The organism is Streptomyces sp. NPDC085900 (assembly GCF_044540925.1).
Lineage (GTDB): Bacteria > Actinomycetota > Actinomycetes > Streptomycetales > Streptomycetaceae > Streptomyces > Streptomyces gilvifuscus.
Genome location: NZ_JBITSP010000008.1, coordinates 396,860 through 411,947 on the forward strand (window position 1 = coordinate 396,860; position 15,088 = coordinate 411,947).

Annotated in this window: 16 protein-coding genes and 1 pseudogene; 12 read left to right on the plus strand and 5 right to left on the minus strand. The window is 68.7% G+C overall.

Translation table 11 applies throughout. The features are described from left to right. The first annotated feature begins 135 nt into the window (after positions 1–135). The 3 genes from ACIGDI_RS28190 to ACIGDI_RS28200 are packed head-to-tail and all read left to right on the plus strand — an operon-like array spanning position 136 to position 832. The gene (locus tag ACIGDI_RS28190; RefSeq protein ID WP_399902105.1) at positions 136–348 is read left to right on the plus strand and encodes an ATP-binding protein; all 213 of its coding nucleotides are present in this window, start codon (positions 136–138) and stop codon (positions 346–348) included. A gap of 34 nt (positions 349–382) precedes the next feature. Then, entirely contained in the window at positions 383–532 is a 150-nt protein-coding gene (locus ACIGDI_RS28195) for a hypothetical protein (protein ID WP_399902108.1), read from the plus strand. Positions 533–568: 36 nt separating this feature from the next. Then, complete coding sequence (locus tag ACIGDI_RS28200) at positions 569–832, plus strand: hypothetical protein (protein WP_399902111.1); 264 nt, start codon at positions 569–571, stop codon at positions 830–832. 437 nt (positions 833–1,269) lie between these two features. On the opposite strand, the gene ACIGDI_RS28205 is transcribed toward ACIGDI_RS28200, so the two are convergent. The 3 genes from ACIGDI_RS28205 to ACIGDI_RS28215 form a co-directional block, all read right to left on the minus strand. Beyond that, positions 1,270–2,904 carry a serine hydrolase domain-containing protein gene (locus tag ACIGDI_RS28205; RefSeq protein ID WP_399902114.1) on the minus strand — a complete coding sequence of 545 codons (1,635 nt, stop codon included), beginning with the start codon at positions 2,902–2,904 and terminating at the stop codon, positions 1,270–1,272. Then, a complete protein-coding gene (locus tag ACIGDI_RS28210; RefSeq protein WP_399902117.1) occupies positions 2,897–4,723 on the minus strand; it encodes an alpha/beta fold hydrolase in 1,827 nt (608 codons plus the stop codon). The genes ACIGDI_RS28205 and ACIGDI_RS28210 overlap by 8 nt, the downstream gene beginning before the upstream one ends. A gap of 457 nt (positions 4,724–5,180) precedes the next feature. Beyond that, positions 5,181–6,062: a helix-turn-helix transcriptional regulator gene (locus tag ACIGDI_RS28215; RefSeq protein WP_399902120.1), complete on the minus strand. Its 882-nt coding sequence runs from the start codon at positions 6,060–6,062 to the stop codon at positions 5,181–5,183. A gap of 202 nt (positions 6,063–6,264) precedes the next feature. On the opposite strand from ACIGDI_RS28215, the gene ACIGDI_RS28220 reads away from it, so the two are divergent. The 6 genes and pseudogenes from ACIGDI_RS28220 to ACIGDI_RS28245 all read left to right on the plus strand — a co-directional run bounded on the left by ACIGDI_RS28220 (position 6,265) and on the right by ACIGDI_RS28245 (position 9,694). Then, positions 6,265–7,701, plus strand: coding sequence for an MFS transporter (locus ACIGDI_RS28220; RefSeq protein WP_399902275.1), 1,437 nt, complete (start codon positions 6,265–6,267; stop codon positions 7,699–7,701). 81 nt (positions 7,702–7,782) lie between these two features. Further along, positions 7,783–8,022 carry an alpha/beta hydrolase gene (locus tag ACIGDI_RS28225; RefSeq protein ID WP_399902123.1) on the plus strand — a complete coding sequence of 80 codons (240 nt, stop codon included), beginning with the start codon at positions 7,783–7,785 and terminating at the stop codon, positions 8,020–8,022. Positions 8,023–8,099: 77 nt separating this feature from the next. Continuing rightward, a pseudogene (locus ACIGDI_RS28230) lies at positions 8,100–8,147 on the plus strand (hypothetical protein); the annotation flags it as partial. Between the two features lie 40 nt (positions 8,148–8,187). Next, a complete protein-coding gene (locus ACIGDI_RS28235) occupies positions 8,188–8,577 on the plus strand; it encodes an alpha/beta hydrolase fold domain-containing protein (protein WP_399902126.1) in 390 nt (129 codons plus the stop codon). Further along, the gene (locus tag ACIGDI_RS28240; RefSeq protein ID WP_200701741.1) at positions 8,574–9,095 is read left to right on the plus strand and encodes a hypothetical protein; all 522 of its coding nucleotides are present in this window, start codon (positions 8,574–8,576) and stop codon (positions 9,093–9,095) included. The genes ACIGDI_RS28235 and ACIGDI_RS28240 overlap by 4 nt, the downstream gene beginning before the upstream one ends. Next, positions 9,092–9,694: an LLM class flavin-dependent oxidoreductase gene (locus ACIGDI_RS28245; RefSeq protein ID WP_399902129.1), complete on the plus strand. Its 603-nt coding sequence runs from the start codon at positions 9,092–9,094 to the stop codon at positions 9,692–9,694. The genes ACIGDI_RS28240 and ACIGDI_RS28245 overlap by 4 nt, the downstream gene beginning before the upstream one ends. Positions 9,695–10,472: 778 nt before the next feature. Here the strand turns inward: ACIGDI_RS28245 and ACIGDI_RS28250 are convergent. Continuing rightward, positions 10,473–10,910, minus strand: coding sequence for a hypothetical protein (locus ACIGDI_RS28250; RefSeq protein ID WP_399902131.1), 438 nt, complete (start codon positions 10,908–10,910; stop codon positions 10,473–10,475). A gap of 271 nt (positions 10,911–11,181) precedes the next feature. On the opposite strand from ACIGDI_RS28250, the gene ACIGDI_RS28255 reads away from it, so the two are divergent. Beyond that, positions 11,182–11,319 carry a hypothetical protein gene (locus tag ACIGDI_RS28255; protein ID WP_399902134.1) on the plus strand — a complete coding sequence of 46 codons (138 nt, stop codon included), beginning with the start codon at positions 11,182–11,184 and terminating at the stop codon, positions 11,317–11,319. Between the two features lie 580 nt (positions 11,320–11,899). On the opposite strand, the gene ACIGDI_RS28260 is transcribed toward ACIGDI_RS28255, so the two are convergent. Then, positions 11,900–12,520, minus strand: a complete 621-nt coding sequence (locus ACIGDI_RS28260) for a TetR/AcrR family transcriptional regulator (protein WP_399902136.1) — start codon at positions 12,518–12,520, stop codon at positions 11,900–11,902. Positions 12,521–12,668: 148 nt separating this feature from the next. Here ACIGDI_RS28260 and ACIGDI_RS28265 point away from each other — a divergent pair, with 148 nt between their 5' ends. Together ACIGDI_RS28265 and ACIGDI_RS28270 are read left to right on the plus strand one after the other, a co-directional pair. Then, positions 12,669–13,664 (plus strand): NADP-dependent oxidoreductase, encoded by a 996-nt coding sequence (locus tag ACIGDI_RS28265; protein ID WP_399902278.1) that lies wholly within the window; start codon positions 12,669–12,671, stop codon positions 13,662–13,664. Between the two features lie 66 nt (positions 13,665–13,730). Further along, positions 13,731–14,597, plus strand: a complete 867-nt coding sequence (locus ACIGDI_RS28270) for an alpha/beta fold hydrolase (RefSeq protein ID WP_399902139.1) — start codon at positions 13,731–13,733, stop codon at positions 14,595–14,597. The last annotated feature ends 491 nt before the right edge of the window (positions 14,598–15,088 follow it).

Consider the following 15,088-nt stretch of genomic DNA (forward strand, 5'->3'; position numbering starts at 1 on the left):
CGTCCGCAGCAGCGGCGATAACGCCGGCAGCTTCCACACCGTGACCTACGCCCGCAGCTGGGCCATTCGAGCTCGGCCGCTGACTGCTGAACCTAGGGTTGCACCAGCGAGGACGAGTCCGCGCTGCAGCGTGTCGTGGCCGAACTGGCCAGCGAGCGGCAGGGCCGGTCACTGGTCATCACCAGCAACCGGGCGCTCAGCGACTGGTATCCCCTCTTCCTCAACCCCGTCCTCGCCGAGTCCCTCCTAGACCGGCTGATCAACACCAGCCACCAGGTCATCATGAGTGGCCCCAGCTACCGCCCCAAGAGCCGCACTGACAAGAACGGCAAGGCCCCAACCAAGTAGGAAAACCGGTGGACGCCGTCGGGATACTGCCGACATGACCGTCACCCAACAACTCGCCCGCGTCCCGGCGGAGTATCTCGCCGCCTGCCGCAAGTCAGCCGGAACATCGACCGATGGAGATCCCGGCTGGGAACCGCTGGCGGGGGACGTCCTGGACCTGGACTGGGCGCCGGCCATGTTGTAACGGGTCTGCCAGCTGGCAGGTCTCGACGGCGTCCACATGAATGCTCTTCGGCAGGCCACCGAGGGGGACTCGGCGATCGATCTCGGCTTCCTCAACACGCACCCGCATGCCATTGGTCCCTTCGGACCGCCTCCCACCGCCCTTTCTGCAGCTGAAGTGGCCCGCGTCTCGGAACTGCTCGGTCAAATCGACTTTCCGGCCGTCCTGCCGACCAAAGACACCGAGGCCGCTTCCTTGATCGGTCATCCCGGACGGATGGGGGAACGCACCGGGCGCCGCTCCACCGCAATCCGTGGATAGACCTCCTGCCAGGAAGCCACCGTCGCATCCGGGAGCTGCTGCTCGGCCTCACGCAGCTGCTCGCCACCGTCACCACCGAGGGCACGGGGTCCCCGGGCTCTTCGTAGGCCCGCTCGCTCCCGGTGTTCCACACGTGCACGGCCCTCAGCGGTGCCGTGCGCAAGGCGGCCTCGGCGAACTCGACCGCCGCCGCGCCGGCCTTGGAGCCGTCCACCGCCGGCACCACCGCACCGGCTGGGTCGGGGCGGCCGCGCACCACCATCAGCGGGCAGTGTCCGTGGGCGGCCAGCTGCACCACGGAGGCACCTTGCTCACGGTGGCATGCCGGCGAGGGTCCTTGCCCAGAGGCGGGGCTGAGCCCACCTCTGGTGCGTGGTCGTCTTCGTGTCACCGTCCGCTCAAAGCCTGACGACGTCAGGCAGGCGTGTGGGTGGCCCTCAGTGTGTCTGGTGGCGGTGCAACCGCCCGTGGTTGCGCCACCAGAGCACCTTCCCGTCGGGCCCGCGCACGAAGTCGGTGCGGGTGCCGACCGGCTGGCCGTCGGGGTCGAGGTCCAGCGCGAAGTCGGCTCGATAGAAGGCGGCCCCGACCTCGTCGGTCTGGACCTGGCTCGAGTCCTCCTCTTCGGAGGCGGCTTCGGCCTCGCTGGGCGTGGCCTGGGTCGTCTGGGTCCCGCGCAGCCGTCCGTTGTGCTTGCTCAGCTTGATGACGGTGTCCTCTATGTCACCCTTTTCGTTGATCCGCTGAGCTATGTAAGGTCCTTCGTAGGGTGCCAGTTCCTGGCCACGCAAGGACATGGCCGTGGCCGGGAGGTTGGTCACGCCGGCGAACAGGTTGAGGGCCCAGTCGTCGGTGAACAGCTCGTCCCGGAGCCGCGTCCCGCCCTGCGAGTTGGTCAGTAGGGTCAGTGCGAAGCCGCGGCTCGGAACCATCAGGAAACCCGATATCTGACCCGGCCAGGTCCCGCCGTGCTGCACGATCCGTGCTCCTTGCGCGGTCGGGCGCAGCATCCAGGTGACTCCCATGCCGTCGAGTTCCACGACCAGGGTGCCGCCGGGGCCGGGTTTGGAGCGCATCTGTTCCAGGGACTGCTTGCTCAGCAGCCGCGTGCCGTCCGGTGCCGTACCGTCTCCGAGGTGGAAGCGGGCCCAGTTCAGCTGGTCGCGCGCGCTGGAGACCAGGCCGCCGGTGGGCGCGAGGCTTCGGGGCTGGGGCCAGAAGGCCGGCTCCAGCACGGCTTTGCCGTCGACCACGTCGTGTGACGCCGCGACCTTGAAGCCCACGATCTCGTCGCTGGAGAAGCGGCTGTGGTCGAGTCCGAGCGGGTCGATGACCAGTTTGCGAACCGCGGCCTCGTACGTCGTGCCCGTCACCACTTCGATGATCCGGCCGGCCACGCACAGCGCCGCGTTGTTGTAGGCGAACACCTCGCCAGGAGAGGTGAGTTGGGGAAGACGTGCCATCGACGCCACGAAGCGGGCCAGCGCGTCGTCGCCGGGACCGAAGTCCTGGTAGTCGTCGCCCAGCCACCCGGCACTGTGATTGAGCAGCTGCCGCACGGTGACTTGCGCCGAGGCGTACGGGTCGGCCACCGCGAAATCGGTGAGGTAGCGGCGCACCGGGGCGTCCAGTTCGACGTCACCCCGCTCGACCAGCCGCATCATCGTCGTTCCGGTGAAGGTCTTGGTGGTCGAACCGACGCGGAAGACGGTGTCACCGTCGACGGGGACCGGGTGGTCGACGTTGGTGATCCCATACCCCTTGACGTACTCCTGGCCCTCCCAGAACACGCCCACCGCCGCTCCGGGAATCGCGTACGCTCGCATGCTCGACTGGATCTTGGCGTCGAGTGCGTTGAACGGTGAGATCCCGGTGGGGCCGGTGCCACCGCCGTGGACGGTGGATTGCGGCGACGCGGCCGCGGCGGTGGCCGGCCCCGTCGAGAAGGTGGTGCAGCCCACTGCTGCCGCGGCGCCCAGAAAGCCGCGGCGAGACAACCGCGTGGCGCCGCTCGGTTCAGACGGAGCGCAGCGCAAAGTGTCGGATCCGGCCGACAGCACATCCTCAATCACGGGTTCCGGCTCCCTCGCTGCCGATGATGAATGTCGGCGGTTTCACGGAGCTCACGCACCGCGTGTCGGGGTTGTCGGGGTTGTCGAAGAAGGAGGTGATCACCTTTGCCCCGCACGGATTGTCGAAGGTTCCGTGGGCGACACCGGCCAGAGTGACCACCGTGGAGCGGGAGAGCGTGCGGGCCACGAAGCGCCCCCATTGAGCCCCGGTCTGGGCGTCGAAGCTTCCGGAGATGGCAAGGGTGGGGATGCTGCTCCGAGTGACCGCACGAATGGAGTCGGGTGCCTTCGGGACGTTCCATTGCTGGCATGCCTGCCGCAGGAACGGCAGCTGCGGCGCTTGGGCCAGGACCGTACGGGGGAGCTCGGGGAAAGCACGCTGCCCCTTGGCGAGCTGCTCGCCGGGGGTCTCGAACGGCACCCATTCGCTGCACCACACGCTCAGCGAAAACCCGTGAGCGAACATCCCTTGGGAGCCGGGAATCCAGGCGGACGCCCACTGCTCAGCGATGCGCCCAGGGTGGCCGTGGGCCAGCTCGTCCACGGCCAGCGGGAAGTCGTCGGGGGCATGGCTGGCACGCACCAGCCAGTTCAGCAGCGCCCCGCCGTCCAGGACCACCTTCACCTTGCCGACCTGCGGTACTGTGGCGTAGGTGGTGACCGGCTTGGCCTCCAACTGGCGCACCATGCGCAAGAAGGTGGCACCGATGTCTGGGTAGCGCTGTCGGCACGAGGGTTGGGCCGCGCAGGCGCTGACGATGTTGTCGAACGACTCCCGCATGCTGCTCCACGTCCAGCCGGGCGTCGCCTCCGACGGCGGCACGACGCCGTCGACGGTCACAGAGCGGATCCCCTGGGGAAACATGCGCATGTAGGTGAGCGCCAGCTGCGTCCCGTAGGAGTGCGACAGGACGTTCCATTCCCGGATTCCCAGGACCTTGCGCAGATCCGCCAGGTCGGCGGCGTTCTCGCTGGTGTTGTAGGCGGCTGGGTGGAGTCCCTGGGCTGTCAGGCGCTCGTGGCACCGGGCCGCCGCCTGGGCGTACCGGTCTCCGGTGGAGGGTGCGTCGTAGAGGAGGTGGACGCGGTCCGCATAGAACTGGTCGATCTCAGGGCACGTCAAGGGCCGCTGGGAGGAGTACGTCCCGCGCTGGGACAGGACGACCAGATCGCGGTCATGGTTCAGACCGGCGTCGGTGAGTTCCGATATGTTCCCGAGGGCGTCCGCGCCGGGCCCGCCGGTGAGGAACACGATGGGATCGCGGTGCGGTCGCGGTGATGCTGAGGACACGAGCGCGACGGCCAGGCGGAGGGTTCGCATGGACGGGTGGGCCCGGTTTTCCGGTACGACGAGGAAGCCGCAGCGGGTGTCCTTCAGTGGTCCGTAAGTGGTGGGGCATGGGGCGGGTTCGAACCGCGATGACGGCTGCGTCAGCGCGCGCTCGGGCTGGGGCAGGGCAAGCCGTGTTCCCGGGAAGATCCAGTGGCCCTGGTCACTGGAGGTGTAGCCGTGCCGGCGGGCTGCATCCTCGATGGTGTGCTGGTTGATGGCGTAGACGCTGTCCCACTGCATTCCGCTGCCGAGGGTGCGCTGGGCGATGTCCCACAGCGTGTTTCCGGTGGCGATGGTGTGCGTGCCACTCTGCGTGCGTGTGGGTGTCCGCTCGGCGGGCATTCGTTCTGGGAACAGACCGGGCTGTGAGCGCTTGAGGAGCGAGGGGCCGTCCTTGCCCGCTGAAGGTTTGTGACGGGGGGCGGACACGCCGGGCGTGCTGTGGGCCGGCGCCGCGCACAGCATCGTCAAGCCGGTCAGGAACATGGCGGCGGCAGCAGCTGTGCCGCGGTTGCGTATGGGCATGTCGTCCTTCCGAGCAGGTATTGGTGGCAACCCCAGAGGCGCCGGTGTACGCGTCGGCAACGGTGGGGGCGACAGACCTCATGCTGTGAGGGTCGCATGTACCCCGCACTCCAGCGGGCCCGAAAGGGGCACGTTCTGAGGGCGAAAGGGCGAAGCTGCACGCATCCGCCCGATCGTCTCTCCGCTTTCGGATGCGGGATCTTCCGCTGGGGGACGTGTGATCCTTCTCGTGTCTTGGTCACCCGGCCTGTTGTCTTGGCCGTGGGAAGACCAAAGAGGAGATCACGGCAAGTCGGGAGGGCATGGCCTCAGGGGCCGTTACCGTGCGGCGGCCCAGCCGTCCGGACTCGATCACTCCACCGTGACGTGGTACGTCGAGCTTCACGACAACGCGAAGACTCGGCACCGCGATCCGGCCTCACACCGCCGCGGAGGTGTTCTCGGCCTCAGCTGCGGTGGCGCTGCCCAGCAGGCGCAGCGCCGCCTCGGAAGGTGACCCCGGTTCGGCGGTGTAGGCGATCAGACGCTGGCCGGACGAGCCGGGGATGACGAGGTTCTCGAAGCTCAGGTCCATCGTGCCGACCAGCGGGTGACGCAGCTGCTTCACTCCCGAGGTGCAGGTGCGCACCGGGTGACGGGCCCAGCGGGAGGCGAACTCGTCGCACTGAACGGTGAGTTGGCCGACCAGTTCGGTCAGTCGGCGGTCGTCGGGGTGTCGGCCGGCGATCAGTCGCAGCGAGGCGACGGCGAGCTGCGCCTCGTCGTGCCAGTCGGTGTACAGCGCGCGATAGCGGTCGTCGAGAAACAGCATCCGCGTCACGTTGGGGCGGGTGCTCGGCATCTCGGGGCTGTCTGCGGGCAGGTGCGCGGCGAGCAGTGCGTGCCCCAGCCGGTTCCAGGCCAGTACGTCGTTGCGGCGGTCCAGGACCAGTGCCGGCACCTCCGACATGGCCGCCAGCAGCTGCCGTGCCGAGGGGCTGGCCTGCTCCGCGCGGGGTGTGGTGGGGCGGGCAGCGGTGGCGGCGGGGCGGGCCAGGTCCTTCAGATGCGCGGTCTCGTCGTCGGTCAGCCGCAGGGTGCGCGCGATCGCGTCCAGCACGGAGTTCGAGGCGCTGAGGGCGCGGCCCTGTTCGAGACGGGTGTAGTGGGTGATGCTGACCCCGGCGAGCATGGCCAGCTCCTCCCGGCGCAGCCCGCTGACCCGGCGGCGGGTCGGATGCGGGGTGATGCCCACGTCCTCCGGGCGCAGTGCGGCACGGCGGGTCCTGAGGAAGTCGCCCAGTTCGGACGGAGCGTCCATCGATGCCTCCCGTTCACTCCCTTTCATGATGCCCGCCCTCCGCGCCAGGCGTGAGCCATAAGGGTGGTCATGTGATGACCACCCTTGCGCTGACTGGGCGAGACAGGGTGCTGGCTGGAGTCCTGGTCCGAGACGAGTCTCTTTTCCGGCGGTGCGCACGACAGACGCACCGATGAAGCTCGAACGAAAGGGACTCGACCTCATGTCCGTCACTGATTCGGAGACGGCCGGTACGGCTGTAGGAACGGCCCCGGCCGTCCTCACCCCGCGCCTGCGGCTGGTGCTGGTACTGCTGCTCGCGGCCCAGTTCATGCTGGCCGTGGACTTCTCCATCCTGAACGTGGCATTGCCGGTGATCGGCGAGGGTCTGGGATTCTCTCTGGCGCACCTGCAGTGGATCGGCACCGCGTTCGCCCTGTGCGCGGCGGGCTTCACCCTGCTGTTCGGCCGGGTCGCGGACCTGTTCGGCCGCCGCCGGCTCTTCCTCGGAGGACTGGTGGTGCTGGGTGCGGCCTCGCTGGTGGGCGGTCTGGCACAGAACCCGGAGGTGCTGATCACGGCCCGCGTCTTCCAGGGGCTCGCGACCGCTGCCGTGACCCCGGCCGGCCTCTCGCTCATGACGACCTCCTTCCCCGAGGGCCCGCTGCGGGAGAAGGCCCTCGGCCTCAACGGGGCCCTGATGTCGGCCGGATTCACCACCGGCGCGATCCTCGGCGGCCTGCTGACCGACCTGCTCTCCTGGCGCTGGGCGTTCTTCATCAACGTGCCCGTCGCAATCGCCGTCCTGATCGTCGCCCCGACGGTCATCAAGGAGTCCAGGCCCGACGAGCGCCCGAAGCTGGACGTGCCCGGAGCCATCAGCGTCACCCTCGGTCTGCTCGCCGTCGTCTTCGGCCTCACCCAGGCCGGTGAGCACGGCTGGGGCTCCGCGAACGCCCTGCTGTCGCTGGCGGCCGGCGTGCTGCTGCTGATCGTGTTCTGGGCCGTCGAGCGCAAGGTGAGCGCCCCGCTGGTGCCGCTCAGCGTGCTCGGCAAGCGTTCGGTGGCCTGGGGCAACGTCGCCGGTCTGATCGCCTTCCTCACCGAGACCTCCCTGGTCTTCCTGCTGACCCTCTACCTCCAGGAGGTACGCGGCTTCTCCCCGCTGGCCGCCGGTCTGTCCTTCGGCGTGCTGGGCATCGGAACGGTCGTCGGCGGCTCGACCGCCCCGAAGGTCATCGGGAAGATCGGCAGCAAGCGGACACTGATCACCGGCGGCATCCTGCAGACTGTGTTCACGGCCGCCCTGCTCGGTCTGGGCGCCACCCACTCCTCGCTGTGGCTGCTGCTCGTCGCCACCTTCGCCGGCGGTGTGGGCAACATGCTCGTCATCGTCGGATTCATGGTGACCGCCACCTCCGGTCTCGCCGACCACGAACAGGGCCTGGCCACCGGGCTCGCCACCATGACCCAGCAGATCGGCATCACGATGGGCACGCCGATCATGAGCGCCATCGCCACCGCCGCGATGACCGGCACAGGGGCCTCCGCCATCCTCGGCAGACTGAAGACGGCCATCGCGGTCAACGCCGCCATCGTCGTCCTCGGCGCCCTCACCAGCGCCGTGTTCCTGCGTGGTGCGCGGTCGAGTGCGCAGTAACTCACGACGGTACGAACCGCGAGCCAGCCTGGCCGCTCCGGACGAGGAGAGGCCCGTGCGTCCGGACGGTGGGCCGCCGGGGTGCAGGGGCAGTCGGTCTGGCTGGACGCGGGGACCCATCGCATACCCGTACGGGTCTACCGGCCCGGACCGCGGTCGTACGGCTGGCTGGTCTGGGCCCACGGCGGCAGCTGGCAGGCCGGGGCGATCGAGCACTGGCACGGACCCGTCATGGACCTGGCGAGGACGACGGGGTGCACGGTGGTCAGCACCGGCTACCGGCTGGCTACCGGCACCCCGCCCAGCTGGAGGACGTGCTGACCACGCTCTCGTGGGCCTAAGAACAGGCGGCGGACGGTGAGCCGCTGGCGGTCGGCGGCGACAGCGCAGGCGGCACCATCGCCGCGTGCGCGGCCCTCACCCGCCGCGACCGTGACCAGCCGCTCGCCGCCCAGGTGCTGGCCTACCCGCCACTGGACCCCGACTGTGCCGCCGCCTCCTACACCAGCGAGCGGGGGCGCCTTCCCCGCCGCGGAGGACCTCCGGCTGGCCTGGGAGACGTACCGCGGCGGTTCGGAAATCGCCGTACGCGGCTGGACCCCGCTGTACAGCACCCCTTTGACGGCTAAGCAGCTGGACGGGCTGGCCCCGGCCGTCCTCGCGGTCGGCGACCTCGATCCCGTTCGCGACGACGTCACGGAGTACGCCCGGCTGCTGCGCGAGGCGGGCAACACCGTACGGCTGAAGGTCTTCCCCCAAACCCCACACGCGGCCTTCCTCGCCGTCTGCGGTCCCGGTGCGGGGAACCCGGGGCTACGACGCTGGCTCGGCACGGCGCTGTGGGAGCAACTGGAACGACGGAAGGAGACACCATGACCACCACACGGCCCGAGGCAGGGCTGCCGCACCTCGCGGCCCTGCTGCGCCACTTCGCGGACCTGCGCGACGGCACCCATGGCGAGGGCGGCGACACCGTGTCGCGCCAGGGCAAGGAACGGCACTTCGAGCACGCCGTCGAATTGCTCCACCCCTACGCCGTGCAGGTGCTGCAGGAGTTCGACACCGCCCTGCTCCTCGGTACCGGCGAGGTCGCGGCGAGCGGGACCCGGCGCACCCAGGACCGGGGGCTCGGGGCGAGCTGGACGCTGTCATGGCCCGAGCAGCGTGAGTCCCAGGTTGCGCCGATCACCCTTCTCGCGTACTACGGCGGCGGCTTCCACCACCCGCATCTGCGGGGCGCGACCGTGCACGACTGGCCGCTGAACGTGTTCACGCCCGAGCAAGCGGCGGCCGAGGTGCCCACGCTGCGCGCGATCGCCACCGGTGATCTGCACAACCTGGTCTTCCAGCGGGACTACCGGATCGTGCCGGCGCTCACGCGAGGCGCGCGATGAGCGGGGCACCGGCGTCGGCCCCGCGCCTGTCGGTGCTGGACCGGTCGCCGGTCGGCGCGGGCTTCTCACCGGCCGACTCGCTGCGAGCGTCGGTCGAACTGGCGCAGGCAGCAGAGGAGTTGGGCTACGTTCGCTACTGGACCGCCGAACACCACGGCTCTCCCGGCTTCGCGGGCTGCGCCCCGGAGATCCTCGCCGCCGTTCTGCTGGGCCGTACCCGGCGGATGCGGGTCGGCACCGGCGGGGTGCTGCTGCCGCGGTACTCGCCGGCGAAGGTGGCCGAGGTCTTCTCGGTGCTGGCGTCGGTCTTCCCCGGCCGGGTGGACCTGGGCCTGGGCCGCAGCGGCGGTCCCGCCCACGACTATCCGCAGCGGCTGCGGGCGGTGCGGGTGCTGCTCGGCCTGGACGGCGCCGACCCGCTCGCCGGGGGCGAGTCGGGGCTGGTCCCACCCGTGCGGCCCCAGATGCGGCTGCTGGGTGCCGGGGCGAGTTCGGCGCTAGGAAGTGCGCGAAGGCGTACCCCGTGCCCAACTCACCCGCCAGGAGAGGACCTGCCGTTGCCCAGTGCCGAGGACGTGATGCGGCGAGGAAGCCGATGATGAGCAGGGTCGACGCCGGTACCGAGTAGGTGGAGGAATGGAACCGTACCTGGGACATGAGCAGCGTGACGCTGCGGCTGGCCCCCGAACTGACGCAGTAACTCGTCGACAAGATGCACGCGCTCATCGACACCTATCGCGACCGGGCCACGGACGCCGACACCGCCCAGGTACGCATCCACACACGCGTTCCCCCGTATGGCGGAGTGAAAGGCCATAGCCCGATGCACCCCGACAACCATCTCGCCCTGCACCATGTCCGCGCTGCCGAAGTCCGCGCCGCAGCCGATGCGTTCCGTCTCGCCGCAGCGACTGGGCACCCGCAGGATCTCCGTACCCGTCTCGCTGGGCCCTCGATGACGTTGGCCTGCGCATGGCCGCCGCGCCCCGGTCGTACAGCCACCGTTTTGTAGTGCCGTTCCCCGGGCAGCAGCCGGAGGCCCCGCCGCACCGCCTGTACCTCGCCGGCCAAAGACGCAAGGACAACCACGCCCGGCCGGTGAACAACTGCCGGCGCTACTTCGGCGCCGACTACACTGACCACGGCACAAGGACTGCGACGAATTCCCCTTCCTGTCCACCTAGGAAGGTGCCGCCCAGGCTGACCACGGCCGCCACGCGGAGAAGAACAACTTCTCGGTCCTGCCGGTAATCAGGCGAGTTCTATTAGAAGAACCGAATCATCGACGGCATGGACGACGGCTTCCTCGTCAAGATCATCTCCTAGCGGAGGCGTGGTTAGGGCATCCCGCTTCAGGACGGCCCCTGGCCGCACTTGTCACGCTGTTGCGGGCCAGAACTGCACCAAATAGTGCTCGAAGCCCTCCGGAACATCTTCCGCCGCCAGCCGCCGAACCTCGGCGCGGCCCTCGCAGTACACCCGCACCCGCCAGCTGCCGCCGGCGTTGGACAGGTTCAGGTAGGTGTCCATCGGCCCGCCCGTCACAGCCCATACCGCGAGCTCACCCGACGGACTGTGAAACTGCGCCTCGGCGCGCTCCTCCCAGTCCCCACGGCCCTCCGCGGCTGGAGGCTCACCATCCCAGACCTCAGCCGACAACGTGGCCGTATGCGTATGGCCGGCACTCTCGATGTCGAGCCGCCCCTCACGGGCCGTCAGGAAAGCATTTCTGGCCTCGCGGCCCTCGGGATACTCAACCGGCACCTGACCGTCGTCGACGTCCTGCAGGGCGAAGCCATAGAAGTCGACCTCCACGTCCAGCTCCTGCTGCCGGATCAACTCAGGCACCACGCCCCCCAAGGCCGAATTGCACCGTGATCGTATCGGGCCCATCGGCCGGGCAGGCGTGGCACATGGAGCGTCACCGACCCTCCTCCAGGCCATCGTCCTCATCGGCAGCAGCCCGGCGCATCACCGAAGAGCAGCCCTGCCGTCTCCGGTGTCAGCGGGCGGCGCCGAGGTCCACAGGGCTCTGGGGAGCCTCTGCGCCCGGGGCCAGAAGTACGCCGCCGCGAACCCGGCCCAATTGACCGCACTGCGCAAGGCGGTGCAGCCGGTGTACGACCAGCTATCCCGCGACCGGCGGACCAAGGAGTACCTCGACACCGTCACTGCCCTGGTGCGGGATGTACCGGCCGAGCCGCCCTTGTCCTGCACGAACTGACGCTAGAACGAAACGGGCTCGGTCCCGTGGAGCTGTTCAACGTGCCACCCGGCGACATCGGAGAGTCTGCCGCCGAGGTTCTGCACCTGCGACTTGTGTCGATCGAATGACTGCCCCTTCCACCATCATGTGGGAGCGGTTGGTTCAGGCTGCGCGCAGCGTGCTTGAAGAGGAGGTGGAGTATCCCGACGAAGACCACGAGGTACGTGAACCAGCGGGCCCCGACGCCACCTACGGAACTCTCAGCAGCGAACACAGAAGACCCGGTCTGGTGCGATAGCAAGCCGCCCACAGCCCGATACACCGCACCGCAGAGTGGACTCGGTCTGCGCATCGAAAGCCGGCCTTCGTACCTCAGCTGCACCACCGTGATCGATTCCGGTGCGGCCGCGCCCGCCGATGGACAGGGTTTGCGATTGTCCGTTGTCCGCACTGCCGGACTGGATGTTCTTGCCGTGTTGCGCGACGCGGATCCGGCGACGTACCCGCTCAAGCCGGCACCGAGGACGATGACGTCGTAGTGCGCGCATAACGTGCCCCCTTTCCAGGGTGTTCGATGGTCGGCTCGTGGAGCCAGTGGTCATGCCGCGCGGTGGTGGGGTGCCAGCGTGGCGTAAATCTGGTCGCGGATGTCGGCGAGGACGGCTTCGTCGCTGCGGTGCATGTACACGGTGGCGGTGGTGCTGAAGTGGATGATCGCGGTGATCACCCGCGCCAGCGTCGCCGCGTCGCCGGCATCGATGTACTCGTCGCGGGTGAGCAGCCTGGTGATGGCGGCCTCGAGGCGGCCTGCAAGGGCCAGGCCCAGTTGCCGGTAGGGCTCGGCCGGGTCGCCGAAGACGAGTTCGTGCAGGTATGTGCTTCCGTTCTCGATGTGCTCCCTCAGGCACTCCACCACGGGACGGATGAGAGCGATGACCGGCTTCAGTACGCCCTGTTCGACGGCGGCGTTCGCGGCGGCGAGGCCGGAATCGATGGCGGCGGCGAACTTCTCGTTCTGCACCATGATCAGCAACTCGGCCTTGGTGCACGCATATAGGTAGAGAGTGCCGATCGCGACGTCGGCTCGGTGGGCGATCTGCTGCGTCGTGACCTCGCTGACGCCGTGTTCGGCGAACAGCTCGCGGGCTGCGGTCATGATGCGCTCGCGCTTGGCCTGTTTGGCCCGCTCACGGCGCCCGATCGGCATGTGGCCGCCCATAGGGCCTCCCTTGACAATAATTATGAGTGCACTCATAATTGAGTTTACTCGGGTTGGTCGGGCGAGGTGAGACTTCGGAAGTCGCGCTGAATTGGCTGATCTGGTCTCGAACCTGGATGAACAGGATGAAGGCAAGGAGAGACGTCCCGTGAGAGCGTTCGTCGTCACCAAGTACAAGGAACCGCTGCAGGAGGCGGACGTCCCCGAGCCCACCGTGGGGGAGCACGATGTGCTTGTGCGGGTGGAGGCCGCCGGGCTGAACCCGCTGGATGAGAAGATCCGCGCTGGTGAGTTCAAGCAGATCCTGCCCTACAAGCTGCCACTGATCCTGGGCAACGACGTCGCGGGCACCGTCATCGGCGTCGGGGCGGCGGTTCGCGGCTTCAAGCCCGGAGACGAGGTCTATGCCCGGCCCGACCAGGACCGTATCGGCACGTTCGCCGAGCGCATCGCTGTCGCGGAGGGCGACGTGGCGCTCAAGCCCGCCTCGATCAGCATGGATGAGGCGGGCTCACTGCCGCTGGTGGCGCTCACGGCGTGGCAGGCGCTGGTGGAGCGCGGGAAGGTGCGGCCGGGGCAGAAGGTTCTCATCCACGCCGGCGCCGGCGGGGTCGGTTCGATCGCGATCCAGCTCGCCGCGCACCTCGGTGCGAGCGTCGCCACGACCGCCAGCGGTTCCAACGCGGACTTCGTGCGCGCACTCGGTGCGGACACGGTGATCGATTACCGCACCCAGGACTTCGAGGAGCTCCTGACCGGCTACGACCTGGTGTTGGACAGCCTCGGTGGGGAGACCCTCGAGAAGTCCCTGCGGGTGCTCAAGCCCGGCGGCAAAGCCATCGGGATCGCCGGTCCCCCGGACCCCGCATTCGCCCGCGAGGCCGGTCTGAAGCCGCTGCTGCGCCTGGCGGTCGCAGCCCTGAGCGGCAAGATCCGCAGGCAGGCCAAGAAGCTCGGCGTGACGTACGAGTTCCTGCTCATGCGTGCCAGCGGCGACCAGCTCCGCCAGATCACCACCCTCGTCGACCAGGGCGTGGTGCGTCCGGTCGTGGGAAAGGTGGTCGGCTTCGACCAGACCCCGCGGGCGCTGCAGTCCCTGTCCCAGGGGGGCATTCGCGGCAAGGCCGTCATCGGCAACGGCTGACCCGCCGCAACCGCGAAGGGCGACAAGAAACGCACAGCGACACAGAACACGCAAGGAGAATCCGTCATGAGCGGCACCGAAACCCCGCACGAAGCCGTCATCACCTCCTACGCCAAGGCCCCGGCCCGCACCGTCAGTGCCGGTGGCGTCACCTACGCCTACCGCGAGCTGGGACCGAAGGGCGGCATCCCCGTCGTCTTCTTCGTCCACCTGGCCGCGTCCCTGGACAACTGGGACCCCCGCATCGTCGACCCCGTCGCGAAGGGCCGTCACGTCATCGCCTTCGACAACCGCGGTGTCGGGGCATCCACCGGCCAGGTGCCGGACAGTGTCGAGGCGATGGCCGACGACGCCTACACCTGCATCAAGGCGCTCGGGTACGACAAGATCGACGTATTCTCCTTCTCCCTCGGCGGCATGGTCGCCCAGGCCCTGGTGGTGAAGCACCCCGAACTCGTCCGCAAGCTGGTCCTCACCGGCACCGGGCCCAAGGGCGGCAAGGACATCGACAAGGTCGCCCGAACCACCTACTGGGACATCCTGCGCGCCACCTTGACCCGCTCGGACCCCAAGGAGTTCCTGTTCTTCAACCGCAACGCCACCGGCAAGGCTGCCGGGCGCGCGTTCGTCAACCGGCTCAAGGAGCGCACTGTCGACCGCGACGCGGAGATCAAGATCAAGGCGTTCCAGACGCAGCTGAAGGCGATCAAGAAGTGGGGCCGCTCCGCTCCCGACGACCTGTTGTCGATCACGCAGCCCACCCTGATCGCCAACGGCGACAACGACCGCATGGTGCCGTCGGTGCTGTCGGAGGACCTGCACCGGCGCATCAAGGACAGCAAGCTGATCATCTACCCCGACTCCGGGCACGGCGGCATCTTCCAGTACCACCAGGAGTTCGCCGCCGTAGCGGTCGAGTTCCTGGGTCGGTGACCATCGCCTGACCAGGAAGAGAAGGGCAACACCATGAGCACGTCACGGGCCGTCGCACCCCGGGCTTTTGCCGCGAGGCCCACCTGATCTCCGTCGTCTTCGGCACCGTGGTCGACCGGCGCACCAACATTGCGGGCGCGAAGTCGAACGCGTCGGCGCCCTCTCCGGGTCACGGGCCGATTGGCCGGGACTCCCCACCCAGTGGCGCGGCCTGTACCCGCCGACTCCGCTGCGAGTGATGGCGGGGGAAGTGCCCCGGCGGTCGCTGGACGAACTCTTCACCGACACCGACCGGGCCGAACTCGCGATGCCTGGCACCGCTTGAGCTCGTGGCCCGACATCCGCGGTGGTCACCACGGTGGTGCCCGCTGCTCATCGAGCTCCTGCCGGATCGACCGCCGATGTCATCCGCGGCTCGGCGGCCGCGACGGTGCGCCCCTTCTCGACGCCGGTCGGCCAACTGTTCGAACGCCATGGATCACGGGGTCCCG

Bases quoted from the DNA above. Each gene is read 5' to 3' on its own strand.
- ACIGDI_RS28195 (WP_399902108.1), top strand. From the start codon at position 383: ATGACCGTCACCCAACAACTCGCCCGCGTCCCGGCGGAGTATCTCGCC.
- ACIGDI_RS28200 (WP_399902111.1), top strand. From the start codon at position 569: ATGAATGCTCTTCGGCAGGCCACCGAGGGGGACTCGGCGATCGATCTC.
- ACIGDI_RS28210 (WP_399902117.1), bottom strand. From the start codon at position 4,723: ATGTTCCTGACCGGCTTGACGATGCTGTGCGCGGCGCCGGCCCACAGC.
- ACIGDI_RS28215 (WP_399902120.1), bottom strand. From the start codon at position 6,062: ATGGACGCTCCGTCCGAACTGGGCGACTTCCTCAGGACCCGCCGTGCC.
- ACIGDI_RS28220 (WP_399902275.1), top strand. From the start codon at position 6,265: ATGTCCGTCACTGATTCGGAGACGGCCGGTACGGCTGTAGGAACGGCC.
- ACIGDI_RS28240 (WP_200701741.1), top strand. From the start codon at position 8,574: ATGACCACCACACGGCCCGAGGCAGGGCTGCCGCACCTCGCGGCCCTG.
- ACIGDI_RS28245 (WP_399902129.1), top strand. From the start codon at position 9,092: ATGAGCGGGGCACCGGCGTCGGCCCCGCGCCTGTCGGTGCTGGACCGG.
- ACIGDI_RS28260 (WP_399902136.1), bottom strand. From the start codon at position 12,520: ATGGGCGGCCACATGCCGATCGGGCGCCGTGAGCGGGCCAAACAGGCC.
- ACIGDI_RS28270 (WP_399902139.1), top strand. From the start codon at position 13,731: ATGAGCGGCACCGAAACCCCGCACGAAGCCGTCATCACCTCCTACGCC.